Source organism: Flavobacterium arsenatis, assembly GCF_031456785.1.
Classification (GTDB): domain Bacteria; phylum Bacteroidota; class Bacteroidia; order Flavobacteriales; family Flavobacteriaceae; genus Flavobacterium; species Flavobacterium arsenatis.
On sequence record NZ_JAVDVI010000002.1, the window covers coordinates 62,447 to 84,930 of the forward strand.

General features: G+C 36.7%; 20 protein-coding genes. 9 read left to right on the forward strand and 11 right to left on the reverse strand.

What is annotated here, in order from left to right; all coding sequences use genetic code 11:
• The 5 genes from J2X31_RS03020 to J2X31_RS03040 all read right to left on the reverse strand — a co-directional run bounded on the left by J2X31_RS03020 (position 1) and on the right by J2X31_RS03040 (position 6,578).
• Positions 1 to 2,271, reverse strand: a complete 2,271-nt coding sequence (locus J2X31_RS03020) for a cation:proton antiporter (protein WP_310024295.1) — start codon at positions 2,269 to 2,271, stop codon at positions 1 to 3.
• 120 nt (positions 2,272 to 2,391) lie between these two features.
• On the reverse strand, positions 2,392 to 3,111 hold the full coding sequence (locus tag J2X31_RS03025; protein WP_310024297.1) for a LytR/AlgR family response regulator transcription factor: 720 nt from the start codon (positions 3,109 to 3,111) through the stop codon (positions 2,392 to 2,394).
• Positions 3,077 to 3,832, reverse strand: a complete 756-nt coding sequence (locus J2X31_RS03030) for a sensor histidine kinase (RefSeq protein ID WP_310024681.1) — start codon at positions 3,830 to 3,832, stop codon at positions 3,077 to 3,079. Before J2X31_RS03030 ends, J2X31_RS03025 begins: the two co-directional genes overlap by 35 nt.
• A 40-nt stretch (positions 3,833 to 3,872) precedes the next feature.
• Positions 3,873 to 4,202: a DMT family transporter gene (locus J2X31_RS03035; protein WP_310024298.1), complete on the reverse strand. Its 330-nt coding sequence runs from the start codon at positions 4,200 to 4,202 to the stop codon at positions 3,873 to 3,875.
• 108 nt (positions 4,203 to 4,310) lie between these two features.
• On the reverse strand, positions 4,311 to 6,578 hold the full coding sequence (locus tag J2X31_RS03040; protein ID WP_310024300.1) for a cation:proton antiporter: 2,268 nt from the start codon (positions 6,576 to 6,578) through the stop codon (positions 4,311 to 4,313).
• Positions 6,579 to 6,763: 185 nt separating this feature from the next.
• Between J2X31_RS03040 and J2X31_RS03045 the strand changes: the two genes are divergently transcribed.
• From J2X31_RS03045 to J2X31_RS03070, 6 genes are all read left to right on the forward strand, one after another.
• On the forward strand, positions 6,764 to 9,184 hold the full coding sequence (locus tag J2X31_RS03045; RefSeq protein ID WP_310024684.1) for an efflux RND transporter permease subunit: 2,421 nt from the start codon (positions 6,764 to 6,766) through the stop codon (positions 9,182 to 9,184).
• Between the two features lie 324 nt (positions 9,185 to 9,508).
• Positions 9,509 to 10,942: an asparagine--tRNA ligase gene (gene asnS, locus J2X31_RS03050; protein ID WP_310024302.1), complete on the forward strand. Its 1,434-nt coding sequence runs from the start codon at positions 9,509 to 9,511 to the stop codon at positions 10,940 to 10,942.
• Positions 10,943 to 11,078: 136 nt separating this feature from the next.
• On the forward strand, positions 11,079 to 11,471 hold the full coding sequence (locus tag J2X31_RS03055; protein WP_310024303.1) for a GxxExxY protein: 393 nt from the start codon (positions 11,079 to 11,081) through the stop codon (positions 11,469 to 11,471).
• Between the two features lie 83 nt (positions 11,472 to 11,554).
• The gene (gene rpoN / locus J2X31_RS03060; RefSeq protein WP_310024304.1) at positions 11,555 to 13,018 is read left to right on the forward strand and encodes an RNA polymerase factor sigma-54; all 1,464 of its coding nucleotides are present in this window, start codon (positions 11,555 to 11,557) and stop codon (positions 13,016 to 13,018) included.
• 41 nt (positions 13,019 to 13,059) lie between these two features.
• Positions 13,060 to 13,947, forward strand: coding sequence for a carboxypeptidase-like regulatory domain-containing protein (locus J2X31_RS03065; RefSeq protein ID WP_310024305.1), 888 nt, complete (start codon positions 13,060 to 13,062; stop codon positions 13,945 to 13,947).
• 12 nt (positions 13,948 to 13,959) lie between these two features.
• Positions 13,960 to 14,565 carry a hypothetical protein gene (locus tag J2X31_RS03070; protein WP_310024307.1) on the forward strand — a complete coding sequence of 202 codons (606 nt, stop codon included), beginning with the start codon at positions 13,960 to 13,962 and terminating at the stop codon, positions 14,563 to 14,565.
• Here J2X31_RS03070 and J2X31_RS03075 read toward each other — a convergent pair.
• Positions 14,560 to 15,270, reverse strand: coding sequence for a porin family protein (locus tag J2X31_RS03075; protein WP_310024309.1), 711 nt, complete (start codon positions 15,268 to 15,270; stop codon positions 14,560 to 14,562). The genes J2X31_RS03070 and J2X31_RS03075 overlap by 6 nt on opposite strands.
• Positions 15,271 to 15,447: 177 nt before the next feature.
• Here J2X31_RS03075 and J2X31_RS03080 point away from each other — a divergent pair, with 177 nt between their 5' ends.
• Entirely contained in the window at positions 15,448 to 15,762 is a 315-nt protein-coding gene (locus J2X31_RS03080) for an HPF/RaiA family ribosome-associated protein (protein ID WP_310024310.1), read from the forward strand.
• 659 nt (positions 15,763 to 16,421) lie between these two features.
• On the opposite strand, the gene J2X31_RS03085 is transcribed toward J2X31_RS03080, so the two are convergent.
• From J2X31_RS03085 to J2X31_RS03105, 5 genes are all read right to left on the reverse strand, one after another.
• The gene (locus tag J2X31_RS03085) at positions 16,422 to 17,180 is read right to left on the reverse strand and encodes a phytanoyl-CoA dioxygenase family protein (protein WP_310024312.1); all 759 of its coding nucleotides are present in this window, start codon (positions 17,178 to 17,180) and stop codon (positions 16,422 to 16,424) included.
• Entirely contained in the window at positions 17,170 to 18,039 is an 870-nt protein-coding gene (locus J2X31_RS03090; protein WP_310024315.1) for a hypothetical protein, read from the reverse strand. The genes J2X31_RS03085 and J2X31_RS03090 overlap by 11 nt, the downstream gene beginning before the upstream one ends.
• Before the next feature lie 4 nt (positions 18,040 to 18,043).
• The gene (locus tag J2X31_RS03095; protein ID WP_310024316.1) at positions 18,044 to 18,979 is read right to left on the reverse strand and encodes a DUF6895 family protein; all 936 of its coding nucleotides are present in this window, start codon (positions 18,977 to 18,979) and stop codon (positions 18,044 to 18,046) included.
• A 62-nt stretch (positions 18,980 to 19,041) separates the two neighbouring features.
• Positions 19,042 to 19,221: a hypothetical protein gene (locus tag J2X31_RS03100; protein WP_310024318.1), complete on the reverse strand. Its 180-nt coding sequence runs from the start codon at positions 19,219 to 19,221 to the stop codon at positions 19,042 to 19,044.
• Positions 19,222 to 19,454: 233 nt separating this feature from the next.
• Positions 19,455 to 19,787, reverse strand: a complete 333-nt coding sequence (locus J2X31_RS03105) for a hypothetical protein (RefSeq protein WP_310024319.1) — start codon at positions 19,785 to 19,787, stop codon at positions 19,455 to 19,457.
• A gap of 354 nt (positions 19,788 to 20,141) precedes the next feature.
• On the opposite strand from J2X31_RS03105, the gene J2X31_RS03110 reads away from it, so the two are divergent.
• Together J2X31_RS03110 and J2X31_RS03115 are read left to right on the forward strand one after the other, a co-directional pair.
• The gene (locus tag J2X31_RS03110) at positions 20,142 to 20,624 is read left to right on the forward strand and encodes a hypothetical protein (RefSeq protein WP_310024322.1); all 483 of its coding nucleotides are present in this window, start codon (positions 20,142 to 20,144) and stop codon (positions 20,622 to 20,624) included.
• Positions 20,625 to 20,632: 8 nt separating this feature from the next.
• Positions 20,633 to 22,477: a tetratricopeptide repeat-containing sensor histidine kinase gene (locus J2X31_RS03115; RefSeq protein WP_310024323.1), complete on the forward strand. Its 1,845-nt coding sequence runs from the start codon at positions 20,633 to 20,635 to the stop codon at positions 22,475 to 22,477.
• Positions 22,478 to 22,484 lie beyond the last annotated feature (7 nt).

Sequence of the window (22,484 nt, forward strand, 5' to 3'; positions counted from 1 at the left end):
TTAAGGCTTTATGATAAGTACAGAAGGCGTATTATTGAGCCAAATGCTGTGAGAGTCGACTAATTTTTTCCAGCTTTCCAAACTGACAATCATCAAGTCTTGTTGTTCTAAGAACTCCTTCTTGATTGTTTTTTCAGTAGTGACCATAATATGATTTGGAGCATTTTGTTCAATCGAACGGATGTTTTCCCTGATTTCCTCATTGTTTTTTATATGACCAACAGCGTCCAGAACAGTAACTTGAGAACCGTTATTGTGAATCAATTTCTGAGCATAGCTCATCAGGAAAGCATCTTGATTAGAGAATATCGGAAGGAAAATGCTATTGACATCTTCCAATTCTTTATTTATTAAAATAGCGACAGGCATCTTACTTTTCGTAACAATTTGCCTTGTTCTTTCATCAAAAGGAGAATTATCAAATAAGCCTTCCTTACCCGTAAATTTATCAATCAAACGATCAGGATTGATGATTCTTGTTGTAAATCCTAACACCTTACCAAGCAAAGTTCCTTCAAAAATAGACTGTCCCAAACCAATCAATAACAAATCATATTCGCCTTGGTTTGCGGTTTCTACAATATCTGAATCAATATCATTAGAAGCCTTAAACAATGTTATAATTTTCTGGTTCAAGTTTTCGGATTCAGCGATAACTGGCAGAAAAGTATCTCTTTCATAATCCTTAACGTCAAATGAATGAAGTTCCGAACTCAAAGACAAATGCATTGCCGTAATCATCGTGCTACTATCTTGCTTTTTAGAAAGGCTGTTGGCAATTTTCAACAAAGTCTTACCTTTTTCGGCATCTCCAAATGAAAGCAATATCTTGTATTTGCTTTTATTGCTGATTTCTTCTGGAACATTTTCGGTTTTAGATTTGAATAAATAATTAATCAGATCGAGTGCAGGTCCTGTCATAAAGGTAGTTACCAAAGCCATGATGACCATCATTGTAAAAATTTCGGCAGATAAAACGCCCAAATCATATCCGATGTTCAGTACCACTAATTCCATTAATCCTCTTGTATTCATCAAAGCTCCAATCGAAAGGCTGTCTTTCCAATTTTGTCCTACAAATTTTGCTGCCAATGCACTCCCAAAGAATTTACCCACAACTGCAACTAGAATAATCAGACCTGTTATTTTCCACAAGGAAGGGTCGTTTAACAATCCGATTTGGGTTCTAAGTCCTGTAAACACAAAGAATAAGGGAAGTAGGATGACAACTGAAACATCCTCTACTTTCTCAATGAAAATATTTCTAAACTTACCACTTTCTGGCATTATGGCTCCTGCCATAAAAGCACCAAATAAGGCATGGATTCCGATAATTTCCGAAACATAAGCAGACAATAATAGCGTTAAAAAGAAAATAGCCACAACCGGTTTGCTCAAGCTTTCTCGGGTTGCTTTTAAATCGCCAACTCTTTTTAAAAATGGTCGTACCACTTTTAGCATAATTAAAACATATATCAATGCCAAACCAATAATATAAAGCGAACTCACAAACGAACCAGCTTTTACGATTGCAATTACCGCGGCCAAAATACACCAAGCCGTAATATCATCAGCTGCAGCACAAGTAATGGCGATTGTTCCTAATCGGGTTTTATGAATACCTCTTTCTTGGACAATCCGAGCCAAAACCGGAAAAGCGGTAATACTCATTGCAATTCCCAGAAATAATCCGAACGAAATGAATTCAATCCCTTCTGGAGCGAAGGATTGATAGATGAAAAAGGCAAGCCCCAATCCTAATGCAAACGGAATGATAATACTCGCATGACTGATTACAACAGCATCGTGTGCTTTGTTTCTCAATGCTTTCAAATCTAGTTCCATCCCGATGACAAACATAAAAAGAATAAGACCTATCTGGCTTAGGAATTGTAAATTACCCAGTGATTCTTTTGGAAATAACATTGCTGAAAATTCAGGCCAATACATCCCAACTAAAGACGGTCCTAAAACGACTCCTGCAATAATTTCTCCAACTACACTTGGCTGTCCGATTTTACGGGAAACCCATCCAAAGAATCTTGCAACCAAGATGATAGTAACAATTTGTGCCAAAAGTATCGCCAACGGATGTTTCAAATTGTGAACCATCGAATCTCTAAAATCATTCCAATGTCCGTTTTCAATACGGTCGGTAACAATATTTCTTCCTGTTTCAAGTACTTTTCCTTTTTGGATAATCCAGTACATTAAACTTGAGAAGACACCAATAATGGCGATATAAAAGAAAGTGCTTTTAAAATTCTTCATATTTGCTTTTGCTTTTAGTGTGAAATTTGAGGCAAATATGGGAACTGATTTATTGGAAATAAAATAATCTGAAGCCTAATTTTTGTAGGATGTAATAAGATGGTAAAATTTTGTAATAACTTATATTTTTACCTTTAATAAGAAATCCGAACGATAGGTTTCGCTCAAAGAAAAGGTTATTTTTTTGTCGTTTAGATCTCTTTCGGATAAAGTAATTTCATTGTGACTGAAAAAATTCACTCTTTTTAACGCAATGATTTCTTTTTTATTTACCCTGCAAAAATCAACATCCGGAAGTTCTTCGAGAAGTGTATTAAAATTGATGTTTTTCAGCACCAAGAAACTTCCGTCTTCTAACAAAACCTCCTTGTCGCGACTGTCAATTGTAGCAGTTTTGATGTAAACAATAGTATCGAAATACAATATGGCTTTACCTTTATCGGTGTTGATTTGCATGGAATTTTTAGTTTCCGTTTTTCGATCAAGTTTTTCCAATGCCTTGCTGATGGCTTTTTCTAAACGCTCTTTTTTTACAGGTTTGGTGATGTAATCCACGGCATCAATATCAAAAGCATCAACTGCATAATGCTTATAGGCCGTTATAAAAATAATCATCTTACCTTTTAACATCCCTGCAAGATTGAGCCCATCAATCCCGGGCATTTCAATATCCGTAATGCACAAATCAAAATCGAGTGACGGTATTTCACGCATCAATTTCTCGGGGTCATTGAATGTTTTTACGATTTCCAATTCTGGAATTTGTTCGCATAACATTTTCAGATACGTCAACCCTGGCAATTCATCATCGATCAGTAAGCATTTGAGCTTTGTATTCAAGTAAATCTATTTTTAAGTGAGCAATATAAACGTTGTCTTCTACAAACTTATCGAGCTTGAAATTATTCTTATAAATGATTTTCAGCCTTTGTTCTAAAGTTGTGGCACCAATTCCACTTCGTTCTTTTTTGAGTGCTTTCTTTTCGGATATTTTATTGGAAACCGTCAAATAAAAACAATTATCCTTGAATTCAAATAATACCGAAATAAAGGCATCAGCACTTTGCAAATCGGCATGCTTGAAGGCGTTTTCAATTAAATCAATAGAAATAAGTGGAGCAATCAAATTCTGTTCAAAAAGTGCTTCGCTTTCCTTGATTTTAGTTTTTACTTTAAGTTCAAAAAGCGGACTGACTTTAATCTTATTTATTTCGATAAGATTCATGGCAAACTCTATTTCTTCTTTTGGAGAAACCAGTTTTTTCTGGCTTTCGTATAAGATATAATCCAATACATTGGCCAATTTATCCAAGGCAATATAAGTCTGGTAAGCATGCGATTGTATTGAATTCAATATATTCTTGAAAAGATGCGGATTCAATTTTGACTCCAGTGTTTCGAGTTGCAAATCATTGATTTTCATCTCCAAAAGATAAAATTTTTCCTCCGCCTTATTTTTCTTTTTCTCCGATTGAAACAGACGGTAAACAAGCCAAAAGACCAATGACGCAAGTACCAGAACAAGTACTAACAGTAAAATCAGAGTCGTGCTTTCTTTCATATTCATTTAAAAATGGAATTCAAAAGTAGACATTTCTTACTTAATGAGAAGAAACAAACTTGAGTCCGATTATCGATGCAATCAACGTTGAGATAAAAAATATCCTCCAAAAAGTGGCAGGTTCCTTGAAGATAAAAATTCCAACCAAAACCGTTCCTACCGCTCCAACACCTGTCCAAACCGCATAGGCTGTTCCGATTGGCAAAGTCTGGGTTGCCTTATACAACAAAAACATGCTGATGGCAAGGCATACAAAAAATCCCCCCATCCACAAACCGGAAATAGTTCCCGAAGTTTCTTTGGCTTTGCCCAAACAGGTTGCAAAACCAACTTCAAATAATCCTGCGATAATCAATAGAATCCAGTTCATAATGCAATTGGCATAATAAAAGAAACCTGCTAAATCTTTTGGACTTAACAGGCTCTCTTATTGTTTAACTTTAAAACATATAGAAAATGACAAATCAAATATAGCAATTTATGGTTTAATAATCAAAACCGATGGAATATTTGTGAGCCAAATACTTTGGGTGTCGATTAATTTTTTCCAACTTTCTAAACTGATGATCATAATATCCTGACTTTTAAGAAAATCTTTCTTGATGATTCGTTCTCCCATCTTTGTGGAATTTGGACTGTTCTGCTCAATTTCGCTGATTTTCTCGGTAATTTCGTCATTATTTGCAATAGCCTGATTTGGGTCGATGAACGTAATGTGCGAATCGTTATTGTAAACTAATTTTTCGGCATATTCTATCAAAAAAGCATCGTCTGTACTGAAAATCGGCATAAACACCTTGTCGGGATTGTTTAGGTCTTTATCCACCAAAATTCCAACAGGCATTTTGCTTTTTGCTATAATCTGTCTTGTTCTTTCATCAAAAGGAGAATTTTCAAAAAGACCTTCCTTTCCTATAAATTTATCAATCAAGCGATCCGGATTAATAATTCTTGTTGTAAAACCCAATACTTTCCCCAACAAAGTTCCTTCAAAGATAGATTGTCCGAGTCCCACCAAAAGCAAATCGTATTCTCCATGATTGGCAATTTCAACAATATCCGTGTTGATGTCGTTGGAAGCTTTAAACAAAGTAACAATCTTTTGATCCAGATTTTTAGATTCCGCCAATATGGGTGTAAAACTTTTCTTTTCCTGTTCTTCCAAGTCAAACGTATGAAGTTCGTTGCTTGAGGTAAGATGCATTGCCGTTACGATAGATTCGTTATTTTCCTTCTTCACAAGACTATTGGCCAACCTCAAGAGCGATTTTCCTCTTTCGGAATTTCCAAAAGAAAAAAGCACCTTATATTTATTGACTACTTGAACTTCTTCTGGAATAATGGCGTCCTTGGTTTTGAATATAAAATTGATCAAATCTAAAGCTGGTCCGGTCATAAAAGTTGTGACCAAAGCCATAATGACCATCATCGTAAAGATTTCTGGCGACAATACTTTTAAATCCAATCCGATATTCAGCACAATCAATTCCATCAAACCTCTGGTGTTCATCAAGGCTCCGATGGTTAAACTATCCCTCCAATTTTGCCCTACAAATTTCGCAGCAATCGCACTACCCAAAAACTTTCCAATAACGGCAACTGCGATAATCAAACCTGTTATTTTCCATAAATAAGGGTCGTTTATGAGTCCGATTTGTGTTCTTAAACCTGTAAAAACAAAAAACAAAGGCAATAAAACAATAACCGAAACATCTTCTACTTTTTCGATGAAGATGGCTCTAAATTTTGCATTGTCAGGCATAATTGCTCCAGCCAGAAAAGCTCCGAACAAGGCATGAATTCCGATGATTTCCGTAGTATAAGCCGAAACTATTAAGGTTAGAAGAAAAATAGCCACAACGGGTTTGCTCAAACTCTGACGTGAATTTTTCAATTGTCCAACTCGTTCCAAAAAAGGCCTCACCACTTTCAGCATCAGGAAAACATATCCAATTGCCAAAGCGATTACATACAACGAACTAACAAACGAACCTGCTTTTACAATCGCAATTACAGTTGCCAGAATACACCAAGCCGTGATGTCATCTGCCGCTGCACAAGTAATCACAATGGTTCCTAATTTGGTTTTATGGATGCCTCGTTCTTGAACGATTCGTGCCAGAACTGGAAATGCCGTAATACTCATTGCAATTCCCAAGAAAAGTGCAAACGACATAAACTCAACGCCATCTGGAGCAAATTGGTTGTAGATAAAATAAGCCAAAGCTGTTCCCAACGTAAACGGAAAAATGATACTGGCATGGCTGATGACAACCGCATCATTGGCCTTATTTTTCAAAGCTTTCAAATCCAGTTCCATCCCAATGACAAACATAAAAAAGATAAGTCCGATTTGGCTCAAGAATTTTAAATTCCCAAAAGAAGCAACCGGAAACAAGGTGTCAAAAAACTCCGGAAAATAAAGCCCCATCAACGAAGGACCAATTACAATTCCGGCAACCATTTCGCCAATTACCGACGGCTGACCAATTTTTCTGAAAATCCATCCGAAGAAACGGGCCACTAAAATGATACTGATGATTTGTAGCAACAAAATGGCTAGTGGTTCCTTCAAACTATGCGACATGGAATCCACAAATTCAGCCCAATGGTCATTTAACGATTTAGGAACTACGATTTCACGACCTTCTTCCAGAGATTTTCCTTTTGATAAAATCCAATAGATTAAAACCGAAAAACCTCCAGTTATTGATATATAAAAAATAGAATTCTTGTAGTTTTTCATACGGTTCTAAAAAGCAAAATTGAGGACTAAAAAACGATTCAAATATATCAATTTTAACAATGAAAAAAATCAATTGATGTAAATATAATATGAATGTTAAAATAAACCGAAAATAGAGATTTAAGTTTGCATCATGCCGAAAAAAAGTATTGTTTTCTTTATTTTTGCACTCTTAAATTGTGATGATGGTTAAGTGGTTTAGTTTGGGATTTTGGGCTCTTTTGGCACGATTGGTACTTCGCAATAGGGTTGCAATCCTAATTTCGGTGGTGCTGATTACGATTTTTCTTGCATTGCAATGGAAAAATATCAAGTTCACTTACACGGAAGCCAACCTTTTGCCAGACAATGAAATCGCAAGTATAGAATACAATGCCTTTCTAGAAAAATTTGGCGAAGAAGGAAACCTTATCATCATCGGTTCAAAGAATGATTCCCTTTTTACACCAGAAATCTTCGAAAATTGGTGCAAAATGATGCGTCAATTTCAAGAAAACAAATCGGTTGATTTGGTTTTGAGTATTGATAATTTAAAGGAATTGAAGAAAAATGATTCGCTTCAAACCTTCGAATTAAAACCCTTCCTTGATAATTCCAAACTAAAAGATGCCAAATACCTTTCGGATAAAGTAAACGAATTGCGAAACGACTTGCCTTTTTATGAAGGTTTGCTGTTTAATAAAAAATCGGGAACCATCCGTGGAGCGATTTATCTGGATAAAAAAATCGTAAACACAGCCGAACGAAAGGATTTTGTGCTGGAAATTCTAAATCCAGCGGTAGAAAAATTCGAACTGGAAAACAAAATCGACCTCCATATTTCGGGAATGCCCTACATCCGAACGATGAGCACCGAAACCATCAAGGGCGAAATTGGCATGTTCATTGGAGCTTCACTTTTAATTACTTCATTACTATTTTTCTTCTTTTTTAGAAGTTTCAGAGCGACTTTGATTTCAATTATCATTGTAATTATTGGTGTAATGTGGTCGTTTGGAATTTTAGGATTGTTCAATTATGAAATTACAATCCTGACTTCGTTGGTTCCTTCGCTGATTATTGTAATCGGGATTCCAAATTGCATTTTCCTCACCAACAAATACCATCAGGAATACAAAGTCCATAAAAATAAAGCAAAAGCTTTGCAACGTGTTACCACCAAAATCGGTATGGCAACCTTGATTACCAACTTGACAACTGCCATTGGTTTTGGAACATTTGTTACCTCGAATAATGATTTATTGATTGAATTCGGAATCGTAACCGCCATCAATATTTTTGCATTGTTCTTTTTGTGTTTGTTCGTGATTCCAATTTTCCACAGTTATATTCCAGCTCCAGTTGAACGTCATTTGGAACATTTGGACAGGGGTTCTGTAAGGCGTTTTATGGATTGGATTTTGAGAAACATCAAAACCAATCGTGTTAAAATTTATGCTGTAGCAGGGATTTTTGCTGTTTTGAGCATTATCGGGATTTTGCAGATGAAAGTAACGGGAAGCATCATCGAAGACATGCCAAAAAAGACTGAATTTTTCCAAGACATCGTGTTTTTTGAAGATGAATTTGACGGCATTATGCCACTGGAAATCGTGATTGACACCAAACGAAAGAAAGGCGTTATGAAAGCTTCAACCTTGAGAAGGATGGAAGAATTTGAAACCAAAATCCAAAAGATTGAAGGATTGTCAAAGCCGATTTCTGTTGTTAATTTGGTTAAATATGCCAAACAAGCTTACTATAACGGAAATCCAGAATATTTTGAATTGCCAACTTCTCAAGAGCAAAGTTTTATCTTGAGCTATGTAAAAAATACTGCGAAAGACAGCAAAGATAATGTCTTGAAAAGTTATGTAAGCGATGATGGTCAATTTGCCCGAATCACCACTTTTATGCGGGATGACAATGGCGAGAATATGCCTGCGATTGAAGCTTCGATCCGAAAAATTGCCGATGAAGTTTTCCCGAAAGATGCTTATGAAGTGAACATTACGGGGAAATCGTTGGTTTTCCAGAGAGGAACGAATTATTTACTGGACAACCTTTTGTCTTCATTGGTTTTTGCCTTCTTCTTGACGGCTTTGCTTATCGGATTTATGTTTCGTTCGTTCAAGATGATTTTGGTGGCCTTGATTCCGAATCTTTTGCCTTTGCTGATGACGGCTGGAATTATGGGTTATTTTGGTATTCCGCTGAAACCTTCTACTATTTTGGTTTTTGGGATCGCGTTTGGACTTTCGGTTGATGACACGGTTCGTTTCCTTTCGCAATACCGAGAGGAATTGAGAAACAACAAATGGAAAATCAAGAAATCTGTTTATGCTACTTTTAATGATGCTGGTTTGAGTATGTTTTATACTTCCATCGTATTATTCTTTGGGTTTTCGGTATTTATGTTATCGAGTTTTGGCGGTACGATTGCACTTGGCGGATTGGTTTCCATCACGTTGTGTTTTGGAATGCTTTCGAACCTGATGCTTTTACCGGCTTTGGTTTTGACAATGAACAAGCGTTTGGCGAATGCACAGGAATTGCCTGAACCAAATATCCGACTTCGGGAATATTCTGATGCGGAAATTGACGATTTGGATAATAAGAAGTTATAGCCACAGATTCACAGATTTAAAATGATTTCCTGAAAGGTCTTTTGAACTTGCGGGAATTTAAATAATATACCTACAAGGTTTTGAAAACCTTGCAGGATTGGAGCTTGAAGCTTAAATTCAATCAAAAAATTCCTGAATTACCGAGCCATTTGATTGGGTTAGCCCCGATAGTAGTGGAAATCCTTTTTGTCTCGTTTTTTTAACGAGACAAAAAGATTGTAACGGATAGCGGGAAAGCTCCTAAAAAATACTATCAAAAACTATATATTTGCAGGCTGATTTGGAGGAATTCCTAAATCCTAAATTTTAAAATCCTAATTTAAAATGAAACACACAAAAGTTAAAGACTTATTAAACAGTACACAGACGCTTCACGAAGTTAATGCAAAAGGTTGGGTTAGAACTTTTAGAAACAATCAATTTATCGCGTTGAACGATGGTTCGACGATTCATAATATTCAGTGTGTTGTTGATTTTGAGAACACACCGGAGGCGACTTTGAAGAGAATTACGACTGGAGCTGCGGTTTCGGTAACGGGAACTTTGGTGGAGAGCAAAGGTGCTGGACAAAAATTTGAAATCCAGGTTTCGAAACTTGAAATTTTAGGCGATTCGGATGCAGAGAAATTCCCGATGCAACCAAAGAAACATTCGTTGGAATTTTTGCGTGAAAATGCTCACTTACGTGTAAGAACCAATGCTTTTGGAGCAATCATGAGAGTACGTTCGGTATTGGCATTTGCAGTGCATCAATATTTTCAGGAAAAAGGTTTTGTGTATGTGAACACGCCTGTGATTACGGGTGCTGATGCTGAAGGTGCTGGAGAAATGTTCCAAGTGACTTCATTGCCTTTGGACAATTTGCCGAAGACGGAAGATGGAGCAATTGACTACAAGAAAGATTTCTTCGGAAAGCATACCAACCTGACTGTTTCTGGTCAATTGGAAGGTGAAGCTTTCGCGATGGCTTTGGGTCAAATTTATACTTTTGGACCAACTTTTAGAGCTGAAAACTCAAACACTTCTCGCCACTTGGCTGAGTTTTGGATGATTGAGCCGGAAGTTGCCTTCAACGACTTGCACGACAATATGGATTTGGCGGAAGACTTTATCCAATATGTAATTAAATATACGGTTGACAAATGTGCCGATGACTTGAAGTTTCTCGAAGGTCGTTTGCTCGAAGAAGAAAAATCAAAACCACAAGCCGAAAGAAGCGAAATGGCGTTGTTGGAGAAATTGAATTTCGTTTTGGAGAACAATTTCAAACGTGTTTCCTACACAGAGGCGATTGACATCTTGAAGAATTCTACACCTAACAAGAAGAAAAAATTCAACTATATTATTGAAGAATGGGGAGCTGATTTGCAATCTGAACACGAGCGTTTCTTGGTTGAAAAACACTTTAAATCGCCTGTAATTGTTTACGATTATCCAGCCAATATCAAATCATTCTACATGCGTTTGAACGAAGATGGAAAAACGGTTGGAGCAATGGACATCCTTTTCCCGGGAATCGGAGAAATCGTAGGAGGTTCTCAAAGAGAAGAGCGTTTGGACGTTTTGCTTGAAAAAATGAAAGTTATCGGAATTGACGAGGAAGAACTTTGGTGGTATTTAGACACCAGACGATTCGGCTCGGCAATACATTCTGGTTTTGGACTAGGATTTGAAAGACTGGTATTGTTTGTTACTGGAATGACCAATATTAGAGATGTAATTCCGTTTCCTAGGACTCCTGGAAGTGCAGAATTTTAAGACACGGATTTTTGCCACGAAGGCTCTAAGACTCAAAGTTTTTTAAATTATATTAAAAAATCAAATAATTTTAAGGTACGAAGTTTCTAATTAAAATTAGGTCTTTGTACCTTTATTTCTAAAATAAAAGCCATATATGATTACGGAAAGAACAGAGGAAATTGCTAAAATTATTGTGCATTCGGCTTTTAAAGTTCACAAAGAACTTGGTCCTGGATTACTTGAAAAAGTATATGAGATTTGTCTGGCACACGAAATTGCGAAAGCAGGGCTTGAAGTGAAAGGACAAATTGACATTCCGATTGTCTATGACAACATTGTTTTCAGTGAGGGTTTGCGATTGGATTTGCTTGTAGAAGATTGCATCATTGTCGAAGTTAAAGCTGTTGAGCAAGTTAACTCCGTTTGGGAAGCACAAATAATCAGTCATCTGAAACTAACTAATAAAGATTTGGGATTTTTAATAAATTTTAATGTACCTTTAATAAAAAGCGGTATCAAACGCTTCATCAACACAAGAAAAAAGTAATAACTTTGTATCTCAATAAAGTTAATCAATAACAAACTTAGAGCCTTTGTGCCTTCGTGGCAAAAAATAAATTAGAGCCTTTTATGCTGAAGCAGTTTTTAAATTTAAAATTATCACAGAAATTATCTCCACAGCAAATCCAGCTGATGAAGCTGATTCAATTGCCTACGCAAGCCTTTGAACAACGTCTGAAAGAGGAAATGAACGAGAATCCGGCCTTGGAAGGTGGAGATGAAGAGGAATATGAAAAGGACGAATTTGAAAGTGAAGAATACGACGATTACGATGAATTTGAAGGCGACCGAATTGAAGCCGAAGACATCAACATTGATGAATATCTAAGTAACGACGAAACTCCGGAATACAAGACCCAAATCAACAATTACAGTGACGATGATGACGATCGTGAATCGCCTTTGGCTGCACCGGTGAGTTTTCATCAGGATCTGATCAATCAGCTGAATACTTTTATCTTGAATGATGAAGAACGGGAAATTGCAGAATTTCTTGTAGGAAGCATCGATGATATGGGTTATATCCGAAGAAGCGTTCCTGATATGGTGGACGATATGGCTTTTACACAGGGTATTTATACGGATGAAAAAACGGTGGAGAAAATCCTTCATATTGTTCATGAACTCGAACCATCTGGTGTTGGAGCTAGAGATTTGCAGGAATGTTTGTTGTTGCAATTGAAGCACAAAACCCCAACAGAATCGGTGGCTTTGGCTACTGACATCATCGAAAATCAGTTTGAGGCTTTTACCAAGAAACATTACGATAAATTATTGCAGAAATATGGCGTTTCGAACGAACAACTCAAGAAAGCCATTCATGAAATTGAAAAATTAAACCCAAAACCGGGCGGTTCTTTTACTGGAAACAACAAAGTTACCGAAAATGTGGTTCCCGATTTTGCCATCAGGATTGTTGACGGCGAATTGGAACTGACCTTAAACGGGCGAAATGCTCCTTCCCTTCACGTTTCCAAGGACTATCAGGAAATGATGCAGACGTATAAAGATTCCCGCGATAAATCGAATGCTCAAAAAGATGCTGTACAATTTATTAAACAGAAATTAGATTCTGCTAAATGGTTTATTGATGCTATAAAACAACGTCAGGAAACTCTTTTTGTAACGATGAATGCGATTATGCATTATCAGCAGGAATTCTTTTTGGAAGGCGATGAAACCAAGCTGAAACCGATGATTTTGAAAGACATTGCCGATATGGTTGGTTTGGATATTTCGACCGTTTCGCGTGTTGCAAACAGTAAATACGTAGAAACGCCTTATGGAACAAAACTCATCAAGGAATTTTTCTCGGAAGCGATGAAAAACGACCAAGGCGAAGATGTTTCAACCCTTGAAATCAAGAAAATATTGCAGAATGTAATCGAGGAAGAAGACAAGCAAAAACCACTTCCCGACGATCAATTGGCCGATATCTTAAAAGAAAAAGGCTACCCGATTGCTAGAAGGACGATTGCAAAGTATAGAGAACAGCTTGATATTCCTGTGGCGAGGATGAGGAAGAAAATGTAATAAATCTTTAATCCTTAAGTTTAGAATTAAAAGAAATATAGATGAAATTTTATCTTCAGGCAATATTTTTGCTTTTAGCAGTCCAAAACTTTGCACAAACTACTGGTATTGTTCAAGATAGCCTGACCAAAAAAACCATCCCTTATGTCAATATCTGGGTTGATAATGAGAACATCGGTGCCACTTCTGAAGAAAACGGAAGCTTTACTATTTCAAACGACGCTCTAAACAAGACACTTATACTTTCTTGTGTTGGATATGAAACCAAAGCCATCAAGTTATCCCATAACAATCAAGTTTTTTATCTGAAAAAAGCTTCTATCCAGTTGGAAGAAGTTTTGGTTCAGTCACAGAAGAAAACAATTTTCAACACCATTTCTACATTTGACCTAGAAACAGCAACTACTGGATTTGGCATTCAATTAGCACCTTGGATCGTTGGTCGGTTTTTTGAGTACGATCAATCGTATGAAAAAACACCCTATCTGAATACCATCAAATTGGCGACAAATAGCAATATAAAAGGAGCACTATTTAAAATGGTTTTGTATGTACCAGATGAAAAAGGAGCCCCTGGCGATTATCTATACAATGAAGATATCATTTTTTCCGTTCCCAAAGGACATAGAGAAACTACAATAGATGTATCAAAATATAAAATTGCATTTCCAGAGAAAGGTTTGTTTGTTGCCTTTGAATGGCTAACGATTGAGCAAAATAAATTTCAATATAAATTTAAAGATTTAAATTCCAAAGGTTACAAAAAAGCATTTCGGTATGAACCAACGCTTTCTGCCTATATGACCCCTGAATATGGCAATACTTGGATTTATTTGAATGCCCAATGGAAGAAATTTGATACTATAAGTGTAGGAAAAGACAAAGGATCCTTTTCTACCTTAGCTATTGAAACAATACTTTCAAATTAAAAACATAAAAATTTGAAAAAACTCCTCACCACATTTTCCTACATCCTACATCCGTTATTCATCTCGGTTTATGCGGTTTTGATTTTTTTTCTTTTCGGAGAACATTATTTTCTATATCCCGATATCTATTTGGTTATCATCCAAATCGTCATTATTACCATTTTTATCCCTGTGACGTTTTATTACCTTTTACTTTCTATGGGAAAGGTAGATTCCATTATGCTTGCGAAAAGAAATCAGCGGATTATACCGTTAATCATTCACGCCATTTTGCTTTATATCTTAATCAAAAAAAGCATAACGGTTGATAATTTTCTAGAACTGCATTTCTTTTTTCTCGGAAGTTTGATCAGCACGCTTCTCGCCCTGTTTTTAATTTACTTTAAACAAAAGGCAAGCCTCCACATGATTGGGATTACAGCTTTGACGGTTTTCACCATCGGAATTAGCCTGCATTTTCAAGTTCGATTGATCTTCCCGATTGTTCCCTTGATTTTATGCAACGGATTTGTAGCTTCATCCAGATTGGAAATGAAAGCTCACACACCAACCGAATTAATTTTAGGAAGCTTGATTGGAACCTTGCCCCAAATAGGACTTTTCTATTTTTGGCTATAGAATATAGAACATCAAACCGATGTTTAGGGTAGTAAAATCGATAGCATCTCCATCAACTGTTTGGGCGGATTTGTATAGCGAATTCAAACCATAATAGGCATGAAAATTCCAAGTATTGTATCCGAAAGATAAAAACGGACCGTATTGCAACTTATTAAAATCTGGATTGTTGATGATTACTTGGGTTTCGTCCGAAGCTACATATTTCGTTTTCCCCAAAGCTAAATATCTCACCTTAAATCCAGCATAAACCCTCCAAAACTTATGGCTTTCGGGTATAGAATTCCGCCATCTGAACTCAATTGGCACATCTACAAAAACCTGTTCCATCTTATTTCTCGAAAAAGAATTTGGATCTGTAATGCCATAAACCCTTCCGTTAGGAACTTTTGAAACCACCAAATCGGTATGATACTTATTGTAGGAAAGTCCGAGTCCTAAAGCAACAGCCATAGTTCGTCTTTTATTGATTGGCATATCTCGAAGAAAACCCGCACTGATTCCGGTTGAGATTCCGTCCTGCGAAAATCCCGCTGGAGTATTCATCAATTGGTTATAGGTCAAGCCAAAATAAAACTGGTCTTCCCTGTAAAGCGAATCAATCTTGGTGTAGAATAGGGTATCTCTCACGACCGTAGGAATCGTGTCCTGTGCAAACGATTTTACGAAAAAGAGTAAGAAAACTATTTTAAAATATAAACGCATATTTTTTGGGTTGAGCTACCAACAGTTAAAGCTTGCATCGGTCAGACAAATATATCAAAAACATTTAGGAGTGGCTTTAATTTTGGCTTGATAAAATCATAAACTTATATTAATTGAAGCTTTAAAGTGCGAATGAATTTCTAAATTTATACAAATCAAATTAAAACAAAAAAAATTATGCAAATACAATTCAACACAGACAGTACAATTGAAGGCCACGAAAGATTACAAACTTATTTTTCGGAAGAATTAGAAAAAACATTAAGCCGTTTTGAAGACAAAATTACGCGAGTAGAAGTGCATCTTGGCGATGAAAACAAGGATAAATTTGGAACAGACGATAAACGTTGCTTGATTGAAGTTCGTTTGGCAGGTTTAAACCCAATGGCTGTAACACATAATGCCGATACAATCGAAAAAGCATTCAGTGGTGCTTCGGATAAGATAAAGAGGGTTTTAGCTACTACTTTTGAGAAAATGAAAAGTCATTAAATAATAGATTTTACATTATAAAAAAAGCTCTTATGAAAATTCATAAGAGCTTTTTTGCTTTGCAGAGAGGATGGGATTCGAATCATTTTCATTTCCTCTTATATATTATAATAAGCATTTACAAAACTAAATTTTTTACCCTCCTCGAATTATACCCCTACCTACTAATGCCTTAGTGATACTCAAAGATAAAAATTGGGCGATAGATGAAATGAAATTTGCTGAAATTGTAATAATATTTGGACTAGTTTTGATTATTTCTGTGAAAAGTAAATATTGAGCTTTTATAATTTTCAGCACTAGCATTTTAGGTCCAAACATAGGGGAATTATTTGTTACGATTTAGAAACAGGTATTGCACATCATTAAATCTATATGCCGTTTAAAAAGTATTAAGCGTCACTTTTCGTCATTTTAAAGCACAAATCCAACCTTCAGTCGAATTCTAATAATTACAATCGCTACAAATAATAAAATTGGCACAGTGTCAATTTGTCTTTACACTATAAAACTACATAAGTAAGACCGTTATATATAATATTGGCTGTTTCTTATGGCAGTAAGGACATTTTTTTTGCATACAAGTGTTGCCGGTCGATTCTAAAGAAATGTCAGATTTGCATGCGATACAGGAAATTTGCTTATCTTTTATCATAATATTACTGCAGGACGGGCAAATCTTGTCCATTAAATTTCCATTCATCCCAAATTGATTTGTTGAAGTCAAATCGTGTTTCACCATTTTTGAGCATATTGCCCCATCTACCGATGACGGCAAGACGCGCTGAATTTGATTTGTTGACTGACGCTGAATGAAGTATTAGGGAATGCCAGAGCATTAAGTCTCCTGCTTTTCCGGAAAATGATTGAACCTCTCTAGAAACACGGCTTGTAATGCGTTCGAAAATCTGATCTTGGCTTAGGTCACCTTGTGACATGTAGTCTTTTGGGCTTTCTTTAAAATATTCCCACGAGTCGAGATGGCTACCTGGCCAATACATAAAAGGACCGCCATATGGATCAACATCTGCCAGATAGAAAACACTGTTGACCAATGTTCGAATACTGTCGTAAACTGGAAAATCTAAATGGGGTGTTCTAGCTCCGAGCCATTCGCGATGCATTTCTGGAGCGCGGGCAACCAATTCGTTTTCACCATTCCATATAATACCTGCCGCAAGTGATTCGTATAATGCCTGCATTTTTGGATGGGTGTATGGCGTAGGTTCATCAATCAGTTTGAAAGCATTAGAATTGACTTTCCTAATGGCCGCTCTCCAATCATCATCTGTGATAGGATAATCATGATAGGCAAGCGCTTGCTTACGCCATGCAACTACTTCTTCTTCTGAAAAGAAATTTTCCAAGATAAGAATACCATCATTTTTGAAGGTTTCAATTTGTTGTTTATTCAGCATAACTTGCATTTTTATTTTGTTGGAGTATTGCCAGAGTATGGGTTTGTAAATGTTGCATTAGATTATGTGTGGAGTCACTAATTTCAAAAAGTGTCCACATCATTTGGAAAGCGACATCGAGCTTGATTGCCATTCGAATCTCTGCATTTTTCGCAGAATCCTCAATTACAGAAAGAGCTGTGTCAAAATCACCAAAGCTACCGTCATAGCATTGTTGCTGGAAAATATAATCCGCACCAATACGGGATACCAGATTTTTATCCTGTTTGATATACTTTAAAGCCCGCAAGCATCGCATGGCTGTAGTAAGATCATAAATTCTCATTGTATGGATTGCCATTCCTTCGATTTTAGTTCTGAAGATAAAATCGGCAGCTATTTCTCTGGCACCAAACATGGACAGTATTTCCGTTTGTGTTAGCGTGTGCCCAATCATCGCGCTTATATCGATTTCAAAAAGCGGAATTTGATGTATTTCAACAGGCCATGTTTCTACACAGTTCTCTTTAAAAACAGCTTTTAAGACGGCAGCATTGATTGTCATCGCATCAGGGTTTACTTCCGATAGTATTGTGAGGTAGTCAACGGCATCTATTTTTTGCTTTTCAGTTCCATGCTCAGTGACGAAAATTGCAGATAGAATTCCTGAGATGAGTGTTCCTGATGAAAAATCAAGACTATTTGCACCAGAAATTAACAATTTTAGATGGGCGGTAGATTTTGTAAATGAACCAGTTGTTATGGCGCACAATTGAGATAGTGCAAGCATAGAAGTTAGGTTGTCGTTAGTTAAATAATCTGAATGATCAATAATCCATTGGTCAAGTTGAAGGCTAGTGTTTAGTATGTTATTTTTCATGTTTTCAGTTCATTAGTTCACAATCAAGTAATATCAGGCTCACGATTGTTGGATGATAGACGTCTTCAAAAATATGGCTCGCAGGTTCAGTTTCCGTTTTTTGAGCTATCACCCACTCCCTACCAGGAATGAAGCCAGAGGACTGCTGTGCTTTTAGAAGTGTCGCAGCGGCATGTCGGTCAAACTCAGAAAATGTTTTTTGAAGACAATATTGATTGATGAGCAATTCGGCAGTAAGATCCCAATCTTGTTTGACGACCGACATTGATAGCGACAAGTCTGTATAATCTTGAATGTGCTTGTAATCCTGTTGCAAAAATTGTTTCATATCGATGTCACCGAAATCTGCAAAATGGAAAAGCAAATGCGTCAATCCATATAAGTCAAGGTTTTGTACGTATGCCAGATTTGGCAGGTTGGTTAATGAAGAATATTTTAACAGGTATTCGTCGGAAGGAAATTTATGGTTTAGGCCACAGGCCTTGATATAATATTTCATGTCGAGCTTCTCCCATGCATTACGTTCAGCATTTTCCATGAATCCACGGTCTAGAACAGCCTGAAGATCGCTTTTGGCGGCATCGTTTTCTATCCCCAATGATCTGAGTACAGAATAGGCAACAACACGGTGTGGGTACAATTGCAGTCGGCGTCTGGTATCGAAGAAAAAATCCTGGCTGTCAATGATATCAACCCACGATTTTTGAAGTTTTTTCATCTCTGGATGCTGTTGCAGGAAAGGCGATCTCTGCGCGAGTCTTATTGCAAGTCCCAGTTCAGAAAAAGCTTTGCGTTTAATATCTGCCGTAATTTCTTCGGGACCACAGGTTGAAGGAGCCGCTTCAATAGGTATTTGAAATTTCTCTATGTTGGCGTTTAGCCAATGAAGGATGCCGTCAAGCATCTGTATTTGGTCTTTTTTTTCCAATAATGTTTCCATATCAAAATAATTTGAGTTAAAAAAAAGGAGCAAGACTTTACAATCTCGCTCCTTTATCCAGATTAGTGGTTTACGAAACCGTGTTGGTAGATGATAGCGCTCATCACAATTGGTCCGTTTTCCTCCCCATTTTTGTGGGTTTTCTTAACCAAGAAGTTTGCAAACTCGTCAAGGTTTGTCACCCCTTCTTTTTTCAATTGGCTCAAAATCTGTTCTTTTGTCATTTTAACTTCGTTGCTCATTTTATAGTATATTAAATATTGGCCCTACTCTATTTAGGCTTTTCGGTTTCGCCTTTGTCTTTTGGTAATGCGCATTGAAGACATTACAAAGTTGAGGAAACAACAATCAACTTGAATAATCCAAAAAGGTGATTTTGAAACTACTACTTTTGGGGTATTGATAACGTGTTTTTACCTGAAACAAAAAAGCCCTAAGACTAGCTTCGGGCCTGATCAAATAAGAATTGGATAAATTACCAGCTGAATAATTTACCGCTTCCAGAATAAATTGTGTGACCGAAAGCCTCGACATCAACATTGTAATCGAGTTCATTCGACTGAAAATTCGCCGTTAGTGTCAATTCTGCTTTTGCAATCCCGACATTTCCGCCAATCGTTGCCGACGGGCTGTTTGGGTTGATTACTACGCTTCCAATTGAAACACCATAAAGTGTCGCACTGGCAGAAATTTGCGGAATGCTTAAATCGATGTTGTAATTGAGAGTTAACGGTCCGAAAGATTTTGATCCGCTAATGTTCTGTCCCATTGCTTTTGCCTGGTCAGCTGTTAAGGTTAAATTGTTCATGTTTTGAAAATTTTATTACCTACTCTTATGGCTTTTCGGTTAACGCCCCTATAAAACCTACAGGAAGGTTCGTTTTTTTAAGTGGGATCTGCTCCACCATTTTGATCTTAACGACAATTGTAATTGAAGACAAGACAAAATTGGCTAAATTGCGATTGTGGGAAATCCGCCAAAAGGATGATTTTTCTGACTACCTAATTTGTAACCGCTAATATTTAAAGGGCTACTATCAAAAAGCAAATACAAATTGCCACAAATAACATAGAAGAAGTATATTTGCTAATACCTCTTTAGTGGTATGAAAGGTTTACCCAATACTGTTAAATTTGCCGAAATCAATAACATATCTCAATTATGAAAAACACAAGACACATTTTCGTACAGGTGGACACAGAAAGCGTTTTAATAAACAACCCTCACCCGACAGCTCCTGTTAGTGCATGTGAACATTCCCTAATTTACGACCAGGGTTCAATGGCGTTAGGTAATGCAGTAACTAATTTTATTGTTGACGCGAATAGTGATCAAACCATTCACTTTACAATTCTTCCGTTAAAACTTTTTTCATTTCACAAACTTTATTTTAAGGATTTTACGGCAGTTGTGAAAGAAGGGCAAATGCAAATACCAACCAAAATTGACTTTCCCGATCAGCCTTTAAGTTTTTCTATTTTCTTAGGAGATGCATCAAAGAGCAGTTTAGCAGTATTCACGCTTGGAGCCTCATTGGAATTTGAAAGGGTGACAGAAGACGGCCAACGAGAAAAACTGAAAATGGAAATAGTTATTGATCCTGTTCTACGTGCTAACCAAGGTACTATTCATTCAAAAAAATAAACTTGCCAATGAAGCTAGGAAGTTGGATCATCTTATTCTTTTTGACATTTTTTTCAGGTTATAACGTATTGGCACAAAATCAAGCGCGTACGGATAGCCTTAAACTATTGTTGGAGAAAGATGCTATTTCTCCTGATCAAAGAATGATGATATATGCCAACATCGCGGCTCTCTCTCCAGATCCTGATGAGGTATTGTTGTATGCGGACAAGTTGCTTAAAGCAGCAAACGAGTATGAAAAGCCACACTATATTATTGAGGCCTACCAGTCTAAAGGTGTCGCATACCGATTAATTGGTAATCTAAAGTTGTCATTAAATAATCATTTTGAGGCTGCTGAATTTGCTATCAGGCAAAAAAACAATAAGCTACTGACAAATGCGTATCTCGAAATTGCAAACACTTATATCGCTAATAATGATTATAGAAATGCAATTGTTTACAATAATAAAGCAATCACCGTTATCAGGCAGGAAGGTACTCAAGACAAGCTTGCTATAAGCCTTTTGAATACGGGCTTTAGCTATTATAAGATTAATGAATTTAACCACGCACTGGCGCTTTATGATGAAGCGGGTCGATTATTTGACAACATTAACCTGAAAATAGGAAAAGCTTATACCATTGGAAACAGGGCATTAGTTTATTGGAAACAGAAGCAATATGACATTGCTGAAGATGATTTAATCAGAGCTATCGGTTTGCTGGACAAATTGGGTGACACCTTTGGGATGGCAGACTATCACAATCAACTTGGAAGACTGTTTGCAGAAACCGGAAACATTTCGGAAGCGATATACCATACTGAAACCGCACTCCAATTAGCCAAAAGTATCAATCTTAAGGAGCAAATTAGAGATGCCTCCCAACTATTATCTGAATTATTTGAGCAAGAAAATGATTTTCGGAAAGCATATATTTTTCAAAAGCAGTATGTAATATATAAGGATAGTATCGAAAATTCTGAAACTACAAAGCAGATCGCCAATCTACGAACAGATTTTGAAGTTAGTCAAAAAGAAAAAAAAATTGTTTTGCTTGAGAAGCGGCAGCTTTCAAACCGTATTTATATTATCGTAACAGTATTCCTTTTACTTTTTGCCGTATTGCTATCATTATACTTCCGCCAGCTTTTTAAAAACTCCAGGCTTTTGTCTGAAAACGAACGAAAACAACACGACGAGAATATAAGGAATCTATTAGTAGCGCAGGAAACAAAGACACTCCAATCGATGGTACAAGGACAGGAAAGTGAACGCCAGCGTTTAGCGAAGGATCTTCATAACCATTTTGGCAGTCTAATGGCGACAATTAAAGTCAACTTGAATAGGATTGAAGAAAAATCAATTCCGAATTATCAGATATTGGCTACGCTTGTGGATCAGGCTTGCAATGATATTCGAAACCTTTCCCATTCGCTGAATATTGGAATTTCTGAAAACTTTGGATTGGTACCCGCACTAAAAGAGCTTACTGACCATCTTAAGCATGTAAACGGACTTGAAGTAGAATTTACAGCTGCTATGTGCGAAGAGCAAATGAGCTCTGAAAATGAGATTGTTGTTTATCGCATTGTTCAGGAACTTGTTAGTAATGTACTAAAACACGCAGAAGCGACGAAATTATCGATTTCATTAACTTGCTTTGATGACGACAATCTTATAAACATACTTGTGCAAGACAATGGTAAAGGATTCGAAATTCCTGAAAGTGAAAACAATTCTGGCATGGGGCTAAAGTCCTTGACAAAGATTATTGGAGAGCTTCATGGTGAAATACGATTTGACAGCAATCCAGCAAGTGGTACAACGATCAATATAGACATGCCTATTATAAAAATGACTCTTAACTAACACAATT

Coding starts and splice junctions, on each gene's coding strand:
- asnS (WP_310024302.1), top strand. CDS start 9,509: ATGAAACACACAAAAGTTAAAGACTTATTAAACAGTACACAGACGCTT.
- J2X31_RS03075 (WP_310024309.1), bottom strand. CDS start 15,270: ATGCGTTTATATTTTAAAATAGTTTTCTTACTCTTTTTCGTAAAATCG.
- J2X31_RS03085 (WP_310024312.1), bottom strand. CDS start 17,180: ATGCTGAATAAACAACAAATTGAAACCTTCAAAAATGATGGTATTCTT.
- J2X31_RS03035 (WP_310024298.1), bottom strand. CDS start 4,202: ATGAACTGGATTCTATTGATTATCGCAGGATTATTTGAAGTTGGTTTT.
- rpoN (WP_310024304.1), top strand. CDS start 11,555: ATGCTGAAGCAGTTTTTAAATTTAAAATTATCACAGAAATTATCTCCA.
- J2X31_RS03080 (WP_310024310.1), top strand. CDS start 15,448: ATGCAAATACAATTCAACACAGACAGTACAATTGAAGGCCACGAAAGA.
- J2X31_RS03090 (WP_310024315.1), bottom strand. CDS start 18,039: ATGAAAAATAACATACTAAACACTAGCCTTCAACTTGACCAATGGATT.
- J2X31_RS03040 (WP_310024300.1), bottom strand. CDS start 6,578: ATGAAAAACTACAAGAATTCTATTTTTTATATATCAATAACTGGAGGT.
- J2X31_RS03110 (WP_310024322.1), top strand. CDS start 20,142: ATGAAAAACACAAGACACATTTTCGTACAGGTGGACACAGAAAGCGTT.
- J2X31_RS03115 (WP_310024323.1), top strand. CDS start 20,633: ATGAAGCTAGGAAGTTGGATCATCTTATTCTTTTTGACATTTTTTTCA.
- J2X31_RS03100 (WP_310024318.1), bottom strand. CDS start 19,221: ATGAGCAACGAAGTTAAAATGACAAAAGAACAGATTTTGAGCCAATTG.
- J2X31_RS03030 (WP_310024681.1), bottom strand. CDS start 3,832: ATGAAAGAAAGCACGACTCTGATTTTACTGTTAGTACTTGTTCTGGTA.
- J2X31_RS03065 (WP_310024305.1), top strand. CDS start 13,060: ATGAAATTTTATCTTCAGGCAATATTTTTGCTTTTAGCAGTCCAAAAC.
- J2X31_RS03095 (WP_310024316.1), bottom strand. CDS start 18,979: ATGGAAACATTATTGGAAAAAAAAGACCAAATACAGATGCTTGACGGC.
- J2X31_RS03105 (WP_310024319.1), bottom strand. CDS start 19,787: ATGAACAATTTAACCTTAACAGCTGACCAGGCAAAAGCAATGGGACAG.
- J2X31_RS03045 (WP_310024684.1), top strand. CDS start 6,764: ATGGTTAAGTGGTTTAGTTTGGGATTTTGGGCTCTTTTGGCACGATTG.
- J2X31_RS03055 (WP_310024303.1), top strand. CDS start 11,079: ATGATTACGGAAAGAACAGAGGAAATTGCTAAAATTATTGTGCATTCG.
- J2X31_RS03020 (WP_310024295.1), bottom strand. CDS start 2,271: ATGAAGAATTTTAAAAGCACTTTCTTTTATATCGCCATTATTGGTGTC.